The organism is Promicromonospora citrea (assembly GCF_013004695.1).
In the GTDB taxonomy this organism is placed as follows: Bacteria; Actinomycetota; Actinomycetes; order Actinomycetales; family Cellulomonadaceae; genus Promicromonospora; species Promicromonospora citrea.
The window spans coordinates 1-14446 of record NZ_JABEMG010000113.1 but is presented as its reverse complement, the minus strand read 5'-3'; the positions used below and the strand labels follow the sequence as shown (position 1 = coordinate 14446).

Annotated in this window: 13 protein-coding genes and 1 pseudogene; 3 read left to right on the top strand and 11 right to left on the bottom strand. The window is 74.4% G+C overall.

All coding sequences use genetic code 11. The features are described 5' to 3' along the window. The 3 genes and pseudogenes from HLB15_RS18085 to HLB15_RS18075 all read right to left on the bottom strand — a co-directional run. Positions 1 to 300: pseudogene (locus HLB15_RS18085) on the bottom strand (hypothetical protein); the annotation flags it as partial. 103 nt (positions 301 to 403) lie between these two features. After that, positions 404 to 1048 (bottom strand): FMN reductase, encoded by a 645-nt coding sequence (locus HLB15_RS18080; protein WP_171107211.1) that lies wholly within the window; start codon positions 1046 to 1048, stop codon positions 404 to 406. Then, positions 1045 to 2202 carry an LLM class flavin-dependent oxidoreductase gene (locus tag HLB15_RS18075; RefSeq protein WP_171107210.1) on the bottom strand — a complete coding sequence of 386 codons (1158 nt, stop codon included), beginning with the start codon at positions 2200 to 2202 and terminating at the stop codon, positions 1045 to 1047. The genes HLB15_RS18080 and HLB15_RS18075 overlap by 4 nt, the downstream gene beginning before the upstream one ends. Before the next feature lie 269 nt (positions 2203 to 2471). On the opposite strand from HLB15_RS18075, the gene HLB15_RS18070 reads away from it, so the two are divergent. Further along, positions 2472 to 2816: an RNA polymerase-binding protein RbpA gene (locus tag HLB15_RS18070; RefSeq protein ID WP_026365682.1), complete on the top strand. Its 345-nt coding sequence runs from the start codon at positions 2472 to 2474 to the stop codon at positions 2814 to 2816. 86 nt (positions 2817 to 2902) lie between these two features. On the opposite strand, the gene lnt is transcribed toward HLB15_RS18070, so the two are convergent. The 8 genes from lnt to HLB15_RS18030 all read right to left on the bottom strand — a co-directional run bounded on the left by lnt (position 2903) and on the right by HLB15_RS18030 (position 12968). Further along, complete coding sequence (gene lnt / locus HLB15_RS18065) at positions 2903 to 4504, bottom strand: apolipoprotein N-acyltransferase (RefSeq protein ID WP_171107208.1); 1602 nt, start codon at positions 4502 to 4504, stop codon at positions 2903 to 2905. A 59-nt stretch (positions 4505 to 4563) separates the two neighbouring features. After that, positions 4564 to 6318: an amidohydrolase gene (locus HLB15_RS18060; protein ID WP_171107206.1), complete on the bottom strand. Its 1755-nt coding sequence runs from the start codon at positions 6316 to 6318 to the stop codon at positions 4564 to 4566. Positions 6319 to 6410: 92 nt separating this feature from the next. Further along, entirely contained in the window at positions 6411 to 9305 is a 2895-nt protein-coding gene (locus tag HLB15_RS18055) for a DEAD/DEAH box helicase (protein WP_171107203.1), read from the bottom strand. An 85-nt stretch (positions 9306 to 9390) separates the two neighbouring features. Next, positions 9391 to 10164: a twin-arginine translocase subunit TatC gene (gene tatC / locus HLB15_RS18050; RefSeq protein ID WP_514128821.1), complete on the bottom strand. Its 774-nt coding sequence runs from the start codon at positions 10162 to 10164 to the stop codon at positions 9391 to 9393. A gap of 3 nt (positions 10165 to 10167) precedes the next feature. Further along, a complete protein-coding gene (tatA, locus tag HLB15_RS18045; RefSeq protein WP_171107202.1) occupies positions 10168 to 10458 on the bottom strand; it encodes a Sec-independent protein translocase subunit TatA in 291 nt (96 codons plus the stop codon). A 101-nt stretch (positions 10459 to 10559) separates the two neighbouring features. Further along, complete coding sequence (locus tag HLB15_RS18040; protein WP_171107200.1) at positions 10560 to 10892, bottom strand: hypothetical protein; 333 nt, start codon at positions 10890 to 10892, stop codon at positions 10560 to 10562. An 11-nt stretch (positions 10893 to 10903) separates the two neighbouring features. Next, positions 10904 to 11947, bottom strand: a complete 1044-nt coding sequence (locus HLB15_RS18035; protein ID WP_171107197.1) for a helix-turn-helix transcriptional regulator — start codon at positions 11945 to 11947, stop codon at positions 10904 to 10906. Further along, positions 11940 to 12968, bottom strand: a complete 1029-nt coding sequence (locus HLB15_RS18030; RefSeq protein ID WP_171107195.1) for a helix-turn-helix transcriptional regulator — start codon at positions 12966 to 12968, stop codon at positions 11940 to 11942. Before HLB15_RS18030 ends, HLB15_RS18035 begins: the two co-directional genes overlap by 8 nt. Before the next feature lie 24 nt (positions 12969 to 12992). Between HLB15_RS18030 and HLB15_RS18025 the strand changes: the two genes are divergently transcribed. Together HLB15_RS18025 and HLB15_RS18020 are read left to right on the top strand one after the other, a co-directional pair. Beyond that, positions 12993 to 14159: a DUF3866 family protein gene (locus HLB15_RS18025; protein ID WP_171107193.1), complete on the top strand. Its 1167-nt coding sequence runs from the start codon at positions 12993 to 12995 to the stop codon at positions 14157 to 14159. Between the two features lie 6 nt (positions 14160 to 14165). Continuing rightward, the coding region (locus HLB15_RS18020; RefSeq protein ID WP_212760044.1) for a hypothetical protein at positions 14166 to 14446 on the top strand (281 nt) is incomplete at its 3' end.

Below are 14446 nucleotides of genomic sequence, written 5' to 3'. Positions count from 1 at the left end.
GGTGCTCGCGCGGCGCACGGCGCCCACGGCCTGCCCGGTCTCTGCGGCGGGGGCCGCCTTCCCGGCCCGCCCGACGCGCTGCGCGGCATGCGCCGCCCGCAGCGCCGCCACGATCCGCGCGACCCGGTCCGGGTCCGGCGCCAGGTAGACCCGTTCGGCGCTCGCGGCAGCGGGTGTCTCGTCCGTGCCGGTCTCGTCCACGCGCATCCCGTCCGGAGCCGTCTCGTCGGGAGCGGTCTCCTCCGCGACGCCGGGCTCGGGTGCGCGCTCCGGGGCGCCGTCAGCCGTTCCGTCCACCATGTCGCACTCCCTCGCCTCGCCCGCGCGCCCTGTCCCTCGAGATCTCCCCCATGTTCCCTGGCGGGTCGTGGGGGTGCAAGCCCTGGTCAGGCGCGTGGGCGGGTCAGTCGCCGCCGAGCAGGTCGAGGAAGCTCGGGGTGGCCGCGAAGGGGTCGTCGGGCGTGCCGCGCTCGTCGCGGGAGGCCACGAGCGCGGCGAGCGACCGGCCCGCGCGCTCGATGCGCTCGGGCAGCGACGTGCCGCCGTCGTGGGCCGGGCCGCCGGCCTGGGCCCAGTCGTCGGTCGCGGCGAACACGGAGGTGGTGACGACGTCGGCGCGCAGGTAGGTGAACAGCGGCCGCATGGAGTACTCCAGGGCCAGCGAGTGCCGCGGCGTGCCGCCGGTCGCGCCGAGCAGCACCGGCATGCCGGTCAGGGCGTCCTTGTCGAGGATGTCGACGAACGACTTGAACAGCCCGGAGTAGGTCGTGGTGAACAGCGGGCTGACGGCGATGAGGCCGTCCGCCCGCGTGACGGTCTCGATCGCACGGGCCAGGTCCCCGGTGGGGAACCCGGTGAGCATCGCGTCGACGACGGCGTGCGCGTGGTCGCGCAGCTCGATCATCTCGACGGCCGCGGGGTGCCCGAGGGCCTCGAGCTCGCGCTCGGTGGCCTCGGCCAGCCGGTCGGCCAGCAGCCGCGTCGAGGACGGCTGCCCCAGCCCCGCGTGGACGACGGCGATCGTGCGCCGGGTGGGGGACGTCGTCACGACCGGACCTCCTCGGCCCTGCGGCCGGTGAACTCGTCGCCGCCCTCGCCCACGTGCGTGGCGACGACGTCGCCCGCCGCGCGGGCGGCGGCGACCCGCTCGGCGTGGGTGGGCGGGTTGGCCGGCACGTCGGCGGGCAGCTTGGCGTCGGCGATCTTGCGCAGCTCGGGCACGACGTCGGAGGCCAGGATGTCGATCTGCTCCAGGACGGTCTTCAGGGGCAGGCCGGCGTGGTCGATGAGGAACATCTGCCGCTGGTAGTAGCCGACCTCGTCGATGAACGAGCCGTAGCGGTCGACGACCTGCTGCGGCGAGCCGACGGTCAGCGGCGTCTCGCGCGTGAAGTCCTCCATGCTGGGACCGTGCCCGTAGACGGGGGCGTTGTCGAAGTAGGGCCGGAACTCGGTCCAGGCGTCCTGGCTGTTCCTGCGGACGAACGCCTGCCCGCCGAGCCCGACGATCGCCTGGTCGGCGCGGCCGTGCCCGTAGTGCTCGAACCGCTGACGGTAGAACTGCACCATCTGCTTGGTGTGGCTCATGGGCCAGAAGATGTTGTTGTGCAGGAACCCGTCGCCGTAGTACGCGGCCTGCTCGGCGATCTCGGGGCTGCGGATGGAGCCGTGCCAGACGAACGGCGGCACGCCGTCCAGGGGGCGCGGGGTCGCGGTGAAGCCCTGCAGCGGGGTGCGGAACTTGCCCTCCCAGTCCACGACGTCCTCGGTCCACAGGCGCCGCACGAGCGCGTAGTTCTCGATGGCCAGGGGGATGCCCTGGCGGATGTCCTGCCCGAACCACGGGTACACGGGCCCGGTGTTGCCGCGGCCCATCATGAGGTCCATGCGGCCGTCGGAGATGACCTGCAGCATCGCGTACTCCTCGGCGATGCGCACCGGGTCGTTGGTGGTGATGAGCGTGGTCGCCGTGGACAGCGTGATGTTCTTCGTGACGCCGGCCAGGTAGCCGAGCATCGTCGTCGGGCTGGAGGCCACGAACGGCGGGTTGTGGTGCTCACCGGTGGCGAAGACGTCCAGGCCGGCCTCGTCGGCGTGCCGGGCGATGGTGAGCATCGCCCGCACCCGCTCCGTGTCGTCCGGGGTCCGCCCGGTGGTCGGGTCCGTTGTCACGTCGCTGACGCTGAAGATCCCGAACTGCATGTGTCGCGCCTCCCTCAGATCGTTTCATGCAGATGCATGAACACTGGCCTCAACCGGGCAGCCATGCCGGATGTTCCCGGCCACAGCCGCCCACCCACCCCGACGCACGTGAGATCGCGCACATCAGCGTCCAGAATGCCCGGAGTGCGCTTGCGGGCGCATCTCCGACGGCTAGCCTGGACGGGCGGCTGGAACATCACCGAGGTCCCCTGCGTTGACTCCTCGGACCTTTTCTCCACCACCCACCCCGACAACCCTTGGAGGACATCGTGCCCGACCGGTCCCTGCGCGGTATGAGCATCGGTAGCAAGAGCATGGAGTCCGACGAGGGCGTGGACTTCGCCCCGCGGTTCCAGGCCTACTACGACTGCCCCAACGGCCACACCATCATCCTGCCCTTCGCCACCGACGCGGACGTCCCCCCGATCTGGGAGTGCCGCTGCGGCGAGGAGGCCCTCCTGCGGGACGCCGAGAAGCCCGAGCCCAAGGCGACCAAGCCCCAGCGCACCCACTGGGACATGCTGCTCGAGCGCCGCACCGTCAAGGAGCTCGAGGACCTGCTCGACGAGCGCCTCGAGCTGCTGCGCGCCGGCAAGCTCCGCCGCTCGGCCTGACAGGCACCCGGAGCACCCACCGCTGAACCAGACGCGAACGACCGTCGGCCCGGACCACCAGGTCCGGGCCGACGGTCGTTCCCGCCTCATCGCCGGCGCCGCACCCCCGCGACCGCACCGGCCACGACCAGCACCACCGTCAGCCCACCGGCCACCCGGCCCGGCCAGGGCCCCGCCGCCACCGCCGGCGTCACCGTGGACCGCAGCGGCAGCCACGCCACCAGCCGGTCCGCCGTGAACAGGCCCGCGCGCCGCACGACCGCGCCGTCCGGCGTGATCACGCCCGACACCCCCACCGTCGAGACCTGCACCACCGCCCGACCCGTCGTCATCGCCTGCACCCGCGACATCGACAGCTGCTGCGTCGACTCCGCCGTGAACCCGAACGACGCGTTGTTCGTCGGGACCACCAGCACCTGCGCACCCCGCAGCACCGCGTCCCGCACGATCTCGTCGTACGCCACCTCGAAGCAGATGACCGTCCCCAGCCGGTGGTCCCCCTGCCCCAGCCGGCTCGGCACGTCCACGTACGGCGGCCCCTCCCCCGCCAGCATGTCCGTCGGCACCCGGTCCACCTGGTCCGACACCTGCCGCAGCACCGACCGGAGCGGCACGCGCTCCGCGAACGGCGCCGGGTGCTGCTTCGCGTACCGCCCGATCACCCCACGCCCCGCCTGCCACAGCAGCGACACGTTGTACCGCCCGCCCGTCTCGGGGTACTCCTGCGCCCCCACCAGGATCGGCGCCCCCACCGCCGCCGACGCCGCGTCGAGCCCCCGCGCCACGTCCGCCGCCTCCTGCGGGTCCAGGTCGCTGCCGTTCTCCGGCCACAGCACCACGTCCAGCTCACCCGCGAAGTCCTCCGCCAGCGCGTACGTCCCGTCCAGGTGGTTGTTCAGCACCTCCGCCCGGTTCGCGAACGCCCCGAGCCCCGGCTCGGACACGTTGCCCTGCACCGCACCCGCCCACAGCGTGCCCTGCTCGGCCACGTCGCTGCCCGCGTCGTACACCTCCTCGCCGTCCGGGGTGGTCACCGGGCCGGCGCTCGCGGAGGCGGGCAGCGGCAGCACCTGCGGGACGACGGCGACGGCGGCGCCGAGCGCGAGAGCACCGACCGCGCGGCCGGCACGGGCACGGAGGGCGGCCGCGACGGCCAGGGCGAGCAGCGCCCCGGCGAACGCGACGAGCAGACTCACGGCGACGGTGCCGCCGAGCCAGGCGGCGCGTCCGGTGGGCGCGTCGGCCATCGCCCAGGCGAGGCGGCCCCACGGGAACCCGCCGAAGGGGAGCTCGGCGCGCCACTGCTCGACCGCGACCCACAGCACGGCGAACGCCGCCGCGAGCCGCCAGCCGCGACGGCGCAGGAACCGCGCCCGGCGGGCCCACGTCCACAGGGCGGCGAACCCGGCGACGAACAGGGCCTCGACGGTGGACAGGGCGATCCAGGGCAGGGTCGCGGTGGACTCGCGCGCCCACCACAGGTGCGGCAGGAAGAACGCGAGCCCGAACAGCAGGCCCATGAGGGCGTTCCAGCCGGCGTGGTCGCGGCCGAGCGCCTGGTAGAGGGCGGCCACGGCGACGAACGCGCAGGGCCACGCGCCGGCGTCGGGGAAAGCGGCCCAGAGCACGAGGCCGCCGGCGACCGCGAGGAACAGGGACAGCAGCCGCGAGGGCTCGGGCGCGCGCACGGTCGCAGCCTACGTCGGGCCGCCCGCCGGGTCCGTCCGCCGGGTCCGTCCGCGGAGGTTCAGAACGTGTCGTGGATGACGACCCCGTCGCGCAGCGTGTGCAGGCACTCCGGCTCGGGCGCGTCGGGCGACAGGTCCGGCAGCAGCGGCGTCCCGGCGCGGGCCTCCTCGCTCCAGGAGGCGAGGCGGCCGGGCGCGGCCTGCACCCCGAGCCGCTCGGTGCGCCAGACCGCCAGGTGGGCGGGCGCACCGACGCGCAGCTGGCCCGCGCCGGTGTGGTCGAGGCCCGCGAGGCGCCAGCCGCCGCGCGTGTGCGCGCGGAACGCGGCCCCGGCGGAGATGCGCTGGTCGGGGTCGTCGTGCCGGGTCGCGGCGCGCACCGCCTGCCACGGGTCGACGGGCGTCACGGGGGTGTCGGAGCCGAACGCGAGCGGGACGCCGGCCTGCGCGAGGTCGGCGAACGGCATGAGCGCACCGGCGCGCGCGGCGCCGAGCCGCGTGACGTACACGCCGTCGCTGCCGTTGAAGGCCGTGTCGAACGCGGGCTGCACCGACAGGCCGACGCCCCGCACGAGCAGGGCGGCCAGGGTCGCGGCGTCGACGAACAGGGCGTGCTCGATGCGGTGGTGCCCGGAGCGTACGGCGCCGTCGCTCGTGATCTGGGCGGCGGCCTGCAGCCCGAGCACGGTCTCGTCCATGGCGCGGTCGCCGATGACGTGGAACGCGCCCTGCACGCCCGCCTCCTGGACGGCGACGAGGTGGCCCGCGATCTGGTCGGCGTCGAGGTAGAGGTCGCCCGTCCAGGGCGTGCCGTCCGGGTGGGTCAGCGCGCCGGTGAAGCCCGCGGTGGCGGGGTCGGCGGGCAGGTCGGAGTACGGGTGGCGCAGCGCGGCGGTGCGCGAGCCGATCGACCCGTCGACGTTGAGGTCGCCGCCGATGCCGGTGAGGAACGGCAGCTCGGCGAGCAGCGCGCGGGCGTCGTCGGCGGTGCGGCACAGCTCGCCGCGGTAGGCGGCCAGGTGCGGGAGGGCGTGCTCGGCCGGGTCGGCGGTCAGGGCGTGCAGCTCGGCCAGCCCGGCGCGGGTGTCGAGGTGCTCGCCGCTCATCTCGTGCACGGACACCACGCCGCGCGCGGCCCAGGCCGCGAGCGTGTCGCGGTACAGGCGCGTGCGGTGGTCGGGCGTCAGGGTGTGCGCGACGGCGCGCACCCGGTGGTGCAGGTCGGCGGTGACCAGGCCGGTGTCGGCGGGGGCGTCGGACCAGCCCGAGCCGGAGGCCGCGGCCCCGGTCCACGCCGGGTCGCGCTCGATGCCGGCGCGGGCCGCCATGGCCGAGGAGATCACCGCGGAGTGCACGTCCACCCGTGCGGCGTACACGGCTCGCCCGCCGCACGCGGCGTCGAGCTCGGACCGGGTGAACGGGCGGCCCTCCGGCCACGCCTGCTCGTCCCAGCCGACCGCGAGCAGCACCTGCTCGCCCGACGGGTCGGCCACCTCGAGCCGCCGCGCCCGCCCGTGCAGCACGGCCAGCGCCTGGCCGAGCGACCGCACGCCGGCCGCGGCGCCGAGGTCCACCGCCTCAGCGGCGAGGCCCGTCTCCAGCACGTGGGCGTGCGCGTCCACGAACCCGGGGGTCACGAGGGCGCCGTCCAGGTCGACGACGCGGTCGGCGCGCGCGGCGAGCCCCGCGGCGGTGTCGTCCGCGCCGATCCAGGCCACGACGCCGTCGTCCACGAGGACGGCCTCGGCGAAGGGGTCGGCCGACGAGTGGACGACACCGTTGCGGTACAGGATGGATCGGACAGGCTGGCTCACGCTCGGAACTGTATGCGATCGGCAGCACCGGGGCGCGACCGCGCAGGCAGGACCACCCGCGGGTCACCCGCTCGCGGCAGCCGCCGGGGCCGTCACAGGCTCGAGTAGGCCACCACCCCGCGCAGCACGGCGTCCTGCGCCCTGCGGGCCGTGGTGCGCAGACGCTCCGACGGCGCGGCACCGCCGAGCTGGTCCAGCACGTCCACGACCTGCTTGCACCACCGCACGAAGTCACCGGCCGCCAGGTCGGAGCCGCGCAGCACGCTGTCGAGGCCCTTGCCGGACGCCCACCGGTGCATGGCGGCCACCAGGCCCAGGTCGAGCGGCCCGGTCGCGTCGATGCCGTGCGCCTCCTCCAGGTCGTCCACCTCGGACCACACCCGCTGCGTGTCGTCCAGCACGCCCGCGAGCCGCCCGGTCGGGCCGCCCGGGACGTACGGGTCGGGCGCGTCGTCCCTGCGCCCCTGGTACACGACGGTCGACACCACGGCCGCCAGGCCCGCGGGGTCGAGGCCGTCCCACACGCCACGGCGCAGGCACTCGGCCAGCAGCAGGTCGTTCTCGGCGTACAGGCGGCGCAGCCACCGCCCGTCGTCCGTGACCCGGATGCGCTTCTCGGTGCGCTCCAGGTAGCCGAGGGTCAGCAGGACGTCCAGGGTGCGGTCGAAGGTGCGCGCGATCGACCCGGTGCGCCCCTCGACGCGGCGCACGAGCTGGTCGTGCTCCTTCTTGAGCTTGTTCCACCGCTCCGCCCACCGCGCGTGCTCGTCCCGCTCGGGGCACGCGTGGCAGGGGTGGGCCTTGAGCGCCGTGCGCAGGCGCGCCAGCTCGGTGTCGGTCGCGGCGTCCGACCGCCGCCGGGTGGTGCCGCCGCGAGCCGCCCGCCCGGCGGGCGAGCTGGTGCTGTGCGCCGAGGGCACGTCGTCGGCCATGGCGCCGAGCGCGTTGCGCATGCTGGAGACCAGGTCCCTGCGCGCGTCGGGCTTGCGGGGGTTGAACGACTTCGGGATCCGCACGGTCGTGACGGTCTGCAGCCCGTCCGGCGCGTCGGCCAGGGTGAGCTTCTTGACCTGCCGCTCCTGGGTGAGCACGGTGGGCCGCGGTCCGTCGAACCCGCCGGGCTCGCCCGGGTCGAGCACCAGCACGTACCCGCGCCGCCGCCCTGACGGCACCTCCACGACGTCGCCGCGGCGCAGCTTCTCCAGCGACGCGACGACCTCGGCCCGCCGGGCGCCCGAGGCGGCGCGGGACAGCTCGCGCTCACGGTCCTTGATGGCGCGGCGCAGGTCCATGTACTGCGCGAAGTCGCCGACGTCGCACGTCATCGCCTCGGCGTACCCGTCGAGGGCCTCGGCGTGCGCCTGCGCCTGCTTGGCGAGGCCGACGACGCCGCGGTCGGCCTGGAACTGCGCGAACGAGGTCTCCAGGACCTCGCGGGCGCGGTCGCGGCCGACCTGGGCGACGAGGTTGACGGCCATGTTGTACGTGGGCCGGAAGCTGGACCGCAGCGGGTACAGGCGCTTGGACGCGAGACCGGCCAGGGCGACGGGGTCGAGGGCGGGGTGGTCGACGACGACGGCGTGCCCCTCGATGTCGATGCCGCGGCGCCCGGCGCGCCCGGTGAGCTGGGTGAACTCCCCGGGGGTGACGGGCACGTGGCTGGTGCCGTCCCACTTGACGAGCTTGTCCAGGACGACGGACCGCGCGGGCATGTTGATGCCCAGGGCGAGGGTCTCGGTGGCGAACACGACCTTGACGAGCCCGCGGGAGAAGAGGTCCTCGACGGTCTCCTTGAACACGGGCAGCATGCCGGCGTGGTGGGCGGCGACGCCGCGCGCCAGGGCCTGCGACCAGGACCAGTAGCCGAGCACGTCGAGGTCCTCGGGCGGGATGGCGGCGGTGCGCTCCTCCACGACGGCACGGATGGTCGCCTCCTCCTGCGGCGTGGTCAGCCGCAGCCCGGCCTTGAGGCACTGGTCGACGGCGGCCTCGCACCCGGCGCGGGAGAACACGAAGTAGATCGCGGGCAGCAGGCCGTCGTGGTCGAGCGCGTCGATGACGACGAACCGCGGCGGGGTGCGGCGCGCCGGCCCCGTGTCGGTGCCGTGACCGCCGGTGCGGCGCCCGCCGGGCCCGCGGTAGCCGCGGTCACCCCTGCCCCGGTACCCGCGGCCGCGCTGCCCGCCGGGGTGGCTGCCGCCCCGCCCGGAGCGGAACGCGGCCGACAGGTCGGGGTTGATGGGCGGGCTGGTGCCCGGGTCGGTCGGGTCGACGTGCCCGGCGTACAGGTCGAGCAGGCGCGGCTTGCCGCGCGGCTCCGGGGACGACATGAGCACGTGCTGCCACAGCGGCACGGGCCGCCGCTCGGAGACCACGACGGCGGTGTCGCCGCGCACCATCTCGAGCCAGTCGCCGAACTCCTCGGCGTTGGACACGGTGGCCGACAGGGACACGAGCTGCACGTCGTCGGAGAGGTGGATGATGACCTCTTCCCACACCGGGCCGCGGAACCGGTCGGCGAGGTAGTGCACCTCGTCCATGACGACGTAGGCGAGGCCGTCGAGGGTGGGCGACCCGGCGTACAGCATGTTGCGCAGCACCTCGGTGGTCATGACCACGACGGGTGCCTCGCCGTTGATGGTGGTGTCGCCGGTGAGCAGGCCGACGTTCTCCGGCCCGTGCCTGCGGGCCAGGTCGGCGTACTTCTGGTTGGACAGCGCCTTGATGGGCGTGGTGTAGAACGCCTTGCGGCCCGAGGCGAGCGCGAGGTGGACGGCGAACTCGCCGACCACGGTCTTGCCCGCACCGGTGGGGGCGGCGACCAGGACGCCGCGGCCCTGCTCGAGCGCCTCGCAGGCGACGACCTGGAACTCGTCGAGGTCGAACCCGACCACCTCGCGGAACCGGGCGAGCTCGGGGTGCTGAGCCGCTGAACGACTCCGGGACCGGAAGGCCGAGTACCGCTCGGACGGGCTCAGGTCGTTCATGGGTGACAGCCTACGGGCCCTGTGTGACACGCACGTGTGACACGCTCGCGTGACGCACAGGGCCCGTGGCCGTCCGGCCCGCCGGTCAGACCTCCGCCGCCTCCAGGCGCCGCTGGACGCGCTTGTCGTGCAGCAGGGAGACGCCGACGGCGCCGAAGTACAGCACGCAGATCGGCAGCGCGACCAGGATCATCGTCAGGGCGTCCGGGGTGGGCGTGATGATCGCGGCGAACGTGAACGCCACGAGGATGGCCCACCGCCACCCGCCGAGCATGCCCCGCCCGGTCATGAGGCCGGCGAAGTTGAGGCCGACCAGCACGACCGGGGACAGGAACGCCAGCCCGAACGCGATGAGCAGCCGCATCACCAGCGACAGGTACGCCTCGGCGTTGGTGAACGCCGTGGCGCCGTCCGGCAGGAACCCCGTGAGGATCTGGATGGCGTGCGGGAACACCAGCCACGCCATGTACGCACCGCCGAGGAACAGCGGGAACGCCGCCCCGACGAACCCGTACGCGTACCGCCGCTCGTTGGAGTTCAGGCCGGGCGTGATGAACGCCCACACCTGGTACAGCCACCACGGGCAGGTGAGGAACACGGCGAGGAACAGCGACGACTTGATCTTCAGGTCGAGGGCCGCCATGGGCCCCGCGAAGTTCAGCGTCGCCTGGTTGCCCCGCATCTCCTCGGCGATCTCCAGGGGTCGCTGGAGCACCTGCAGCAGCGGGTCGTACAGCAGCCAGCCGACCACGGCGCCCACCACGAGGCCGAGCGCGATCAGGACGAATCTCTTGCGCAGCTCGAGCAGGTGCTCGACCAGTGGCATCCGACCGTCGGACGCCCGCTTGCGTCGTGCCACCGATCAGGCCTTGGGGATGTCGCGGTCCCTGTTCTCGACGATGCCGGGTACCTGACCCGACGACCCGGTGGTCCCGGTGCCCGTCGTGCCGGTGGTGCCCGACGTGGCCCCGCCCGGTGCGGCAGCGGTGCCGTCGGTGTCCTTGTCGTCGTCGCGCAGGTCCTTCATCTCCTTGCGGAAGATCTTCATCGACTGCCCCACGCTCTTGGCCAGGCCCGGCAGGCGGGTGGACCCGAAGAGCAGCAGGATGACGACGAGCAGGACGATCCAGTGCCACGGCTGCATGGCGCCCATGGTGACTCCTTGTGGTTCGGCGCTTGTGTGAGGCGGTCGTAGACGATCCTACGCGTCCGCGGGGGTCGAACCGGAAGCCCTGCCCACAGAACTACTCGTCGCTACTCGTTGAACTGCTTCCACTTCTGCCACGTCGACACGTGACGCGCCCGCCGCGCCTCCTTGCGCTCGGTCCGTGCCGCCCGCTGGGCGTTGACGCGCTGGTAGTGGATCGTCACGTCGTCGAACAGGCTGGGGCCCGGGTGCTGCGTGCTCGCGGCCTCCCGTGCCCGGTCGGCCGCCTCCTGCAACCGGTCTGCCGACTCGGCGAACCGCTGCGACGCCTCACCGAGCTCCTCGAGCAGCCCCCGCGCCGACCGCCACAGCGAACGGGCCAGGAAGAACGCTCCGACGAGGCTGCCCACGATCAGCAGGGCCCACACCCAGAACCACATGGTCGACCAGCCTAGTGCCGATCCGGCGAGAAGGCTGCCCCGGACGCCCCTGCGACCTCCGTGACGTCCGTCGCTCCCGGCCCGTCGCCCGCCGCCTCGTACACCGCCAGCGCCGCCCGTGCCGCACCCGCCACGTCCTCGGCCAGGGCCGACGGCGCCACCGCCCGCACGTACGGCGCGAGCTGGATCAGGGTGCTGCGCAACCAGCCCGGGTTGGTGACGCGCAGCGTCACCTCGAAGTCACCGTCGGGCAGGTTGCGCACCGACTCCACGGGCACCTCCTCGGCGAACCACCGCGCCCGCGGCGCGAACCGGATGGTCGCCAGCGGCGAGGACCCGCCCGCGAACAGCGCCGCGAAGTCGATCTCCGCCTGCTGACCGGGGTGCTCCTGCACCGGCACGTCCGTCTCGACCGCGTCCAGGATCCGGTCCACCCGGAACGTGCGCGGCGCGCCGGCCCGGTAGCACCACGCCGCGAGGTAGGCGAACTCGTCCTGCGTGTGCAGCCGCTGCGGGTCCACCTCGCGCTCGCTGACCACGTCCGAGGAGCTGACGTACCGGATCCGCAGCCGGTGCCCCGCGGCCAGCGCCGCCGCCAGCACCGACACCACCTGCCGGTCCCCGCCCGGCGCGAGCCGCACGTCGACCGCGTTCGCGGCCTCCCCCGTCGCGTCGGTCAGCTTGCCCAGCGCCGACTCCACCACCGCCGACCGCGCCGGGTCGGCCTGCACCGCACCCGTCGCCTTCATCGCCCGCAGCGCCGCGACCAGCGCGACCGCCTCCCGCGTGCCCAGACGCAACGGCCGGGTCATGCCCCGCGCCTCGGTCAGGTGCACCACACCACGGTCGATCGACGCGGCGTCGAAGTCGATGAGGTCGTCCGGCCAGTACCCCGGCGTACCCGACACCCAGAGGGCGTCGACGTCCTTCTGGATCTGCGCCGGCGTCGTGCCGAACCGGCGCGCCAGCTCCTCCACCGGCACCGGCCCCGCCCCGTCGAGGTACGCGACGATGCCCAGCAGGCGCAGCAACCTGTCGTCCGCACGCTCAGCCACGCGCACCTCCCAGCGCCGCGGCGGCCCGCAACCGGCGCACCGTCTCCTCCCGCACCGGCGCGGGCTCCAGCACGACCACCGCCGCACCGTACCCCGCCGCCTCCGACGCCATCCCCGTCACCGACCGGAACGGCACCTCCAGCACGTCCCACCCCGTCGGCGTCGACCCGTCCGCTCCACCGTCGGCGGGCAGCCGCGCCAACCAGGCCTGGCGCTCGCCGTCGGGCACGGGCTTGCCGCGGGCACGCAGCGCGCTCGCCCGCTCGGGGCGGACCGCGACCACGGCCTGCCGCACCTCGCCGTGCGCCTTGCCGAGCATGACGTCGGTGTCGACGTCGGGGATGTCGTACGCGCCCGCGGGCCCGGTGACCCGCACGCGGGACTCGATGCGCGACAGGCGGAACACGCGCGGCGCCTGCCGGTCCCGGTCGAACGCCATGAGGTACCAGCCGCCGTCACGCGCCGCGATGCGCCACGGCTCCACGTGCCGCGTCAGCACCGCACCGTTGTACGCCGCCCGGTAGGCGAACCGGACCGCGCGACGCGCCTCGATCGCCTCCATGAGCGGCCCGTACGCGTCGCCCACGGCCCGCACCGACGGCGCCAGCCCCGCCAGCGCGTCCACCGACGGGTCGCCCGCACCCGCCGCCCGCAGCTTCACCATCGCGCGCGTGATGTCGGTCTGCAGCGTCTTGTCCTGCCAGAACTGCGCCGCCAGCGACAGCACACCCAGCTCCGCCGGCGTCAGGTCGATCGGCGGCAGCGCGTACGCGTCCTGGTCGATGCGGTACCCGAGCTCGTCCGTGTGCCCGCCCGTGCCGACCGTCACGACCGGCACCCCCAGCGCCCGCAGCATGTCCTTGTCCCGCTCGAACATCCGCTCGAACGCCTCGTCGCTGGGCGCGTCCGCGTACCCGGCCACAGCGGTACGCACCTGCTGCTTGGTCATGGCGGCGTTCGTGTTCACGAGCGCGATGACGAGGTTGAGCAGGCGCTCGGCCGGGTTGAGGTCGCTGGGCATCAGGACAACGGTAGCCTCCAACCTGTGATGACGTGGCGGATCGGCACAGTGGTGTCCACAGGCAGGACCTGGCGCGGGGCGCGCGAGCTCGAGGTCACCCTCGACCGCCCCCTGCCCGGCCGCCCCGACGACGAGCGCACCGCCCGCGCACTGGCCTACACCGACCTCGTCGGCGACCCCGCCCCCGGCGACACCCTCCTGCTCAACGTCTCCGCCCTCGCCCGCGGCCTCGGCACCGGCGGGTACGCCCTCGTCGTCGGCCCCGCCTCCCCCGGCACCCCCCTGCCGCCCGACCCCGAACCCGGACCCGGCCACCTCGTCAAGGCCCGCTACACGCCCCTGCAGGCCATGGTCCTCGGCGTCGACGAGCAGGAGTCACCCCACCACACCACCCTCGCCGACGCCGACGACCTCGCCGGCATGCCCGTCGTCGTCGCCGACCTCCACTCCGCCCTGCCCGCCGTCGTCGCAGGCCTGCGCCACGCACCCGGCGGCACCGACCTCAAGATCGCCTACGTCATGACCGACGGCGGCGCCCTGCCCGCCGCGTTCTCCCGCACCGTCGCCACCCTGCGCGACACCGGCTGGCTGCACACCTGCGTCACCGTCGGCCAGGCCTACGGCGGCGACCTCGAGGCCGTCACCGTCCACACCGGCCTGCTCGCCGCCCGCCACGTCGCCGGCTGCGACGTCGCCGTCGTCGCCCAGGGACCCGGCAACCTCGGCACCGGCACCCGCTGGGGCTACTCCGGCGTCGCCGCCGGCGAGGCCGTCAACGCCGCCGCCACCCTGCACGGCCGCCCCGTCGCCTCCCTGCGCGTCTCCGGAGCCGACCCCCGCGACCGCCACCGCGGCATCTCCCACCACTCCCTGACCGCCTACACCCGCGTCGCCCTCGCCCCCGCCGACATCCCCGTCCCCACCCCCGACGACACCGTCGAGAACCTGCCCGCCTGGGGCCACGACCTCACCCGCCGCATCCACCGCCAGACCCCCGCGCTCGCGGCCCGCCACACCCTCGTCGACGTCCCCGCCACCGCCGCCCTCCTCGACACCCTCCGCACCAGCCCCGCCGGCCTGCGCACCATGGGCCGCGACCTCGACGCCGACCCCGCCTCCTTCGTCACCGCCGCCGTCGCAGGCCTGCACGCCCACGACCTCACCACGACCCCGGCCACCGTCACCGGCTGACCACCGATGCGACCAGCCACCCGCCTCACCCTCACCGTCCTGCTCCTCGCCGTCGCCCTCCTCGGCGCCACCACCGCCACCCCCTGGCAGCTCGACCCGCCCCACCTCACCACCCCCGTCCTCGAACCGCCCCAGGCCCCCCAGCCCGCCGCCACCGCCACCCCCGGCCAGGACACCCCCACCGACGACACCGACGGCACCCCCTGGATCGCGCTCGTCCTCGGCGCCGTCGTCGCCGCCCTCCTCCTCGTCGGCGCCGCCCGCCTCGTCCGCCACCTCGCCGGCCT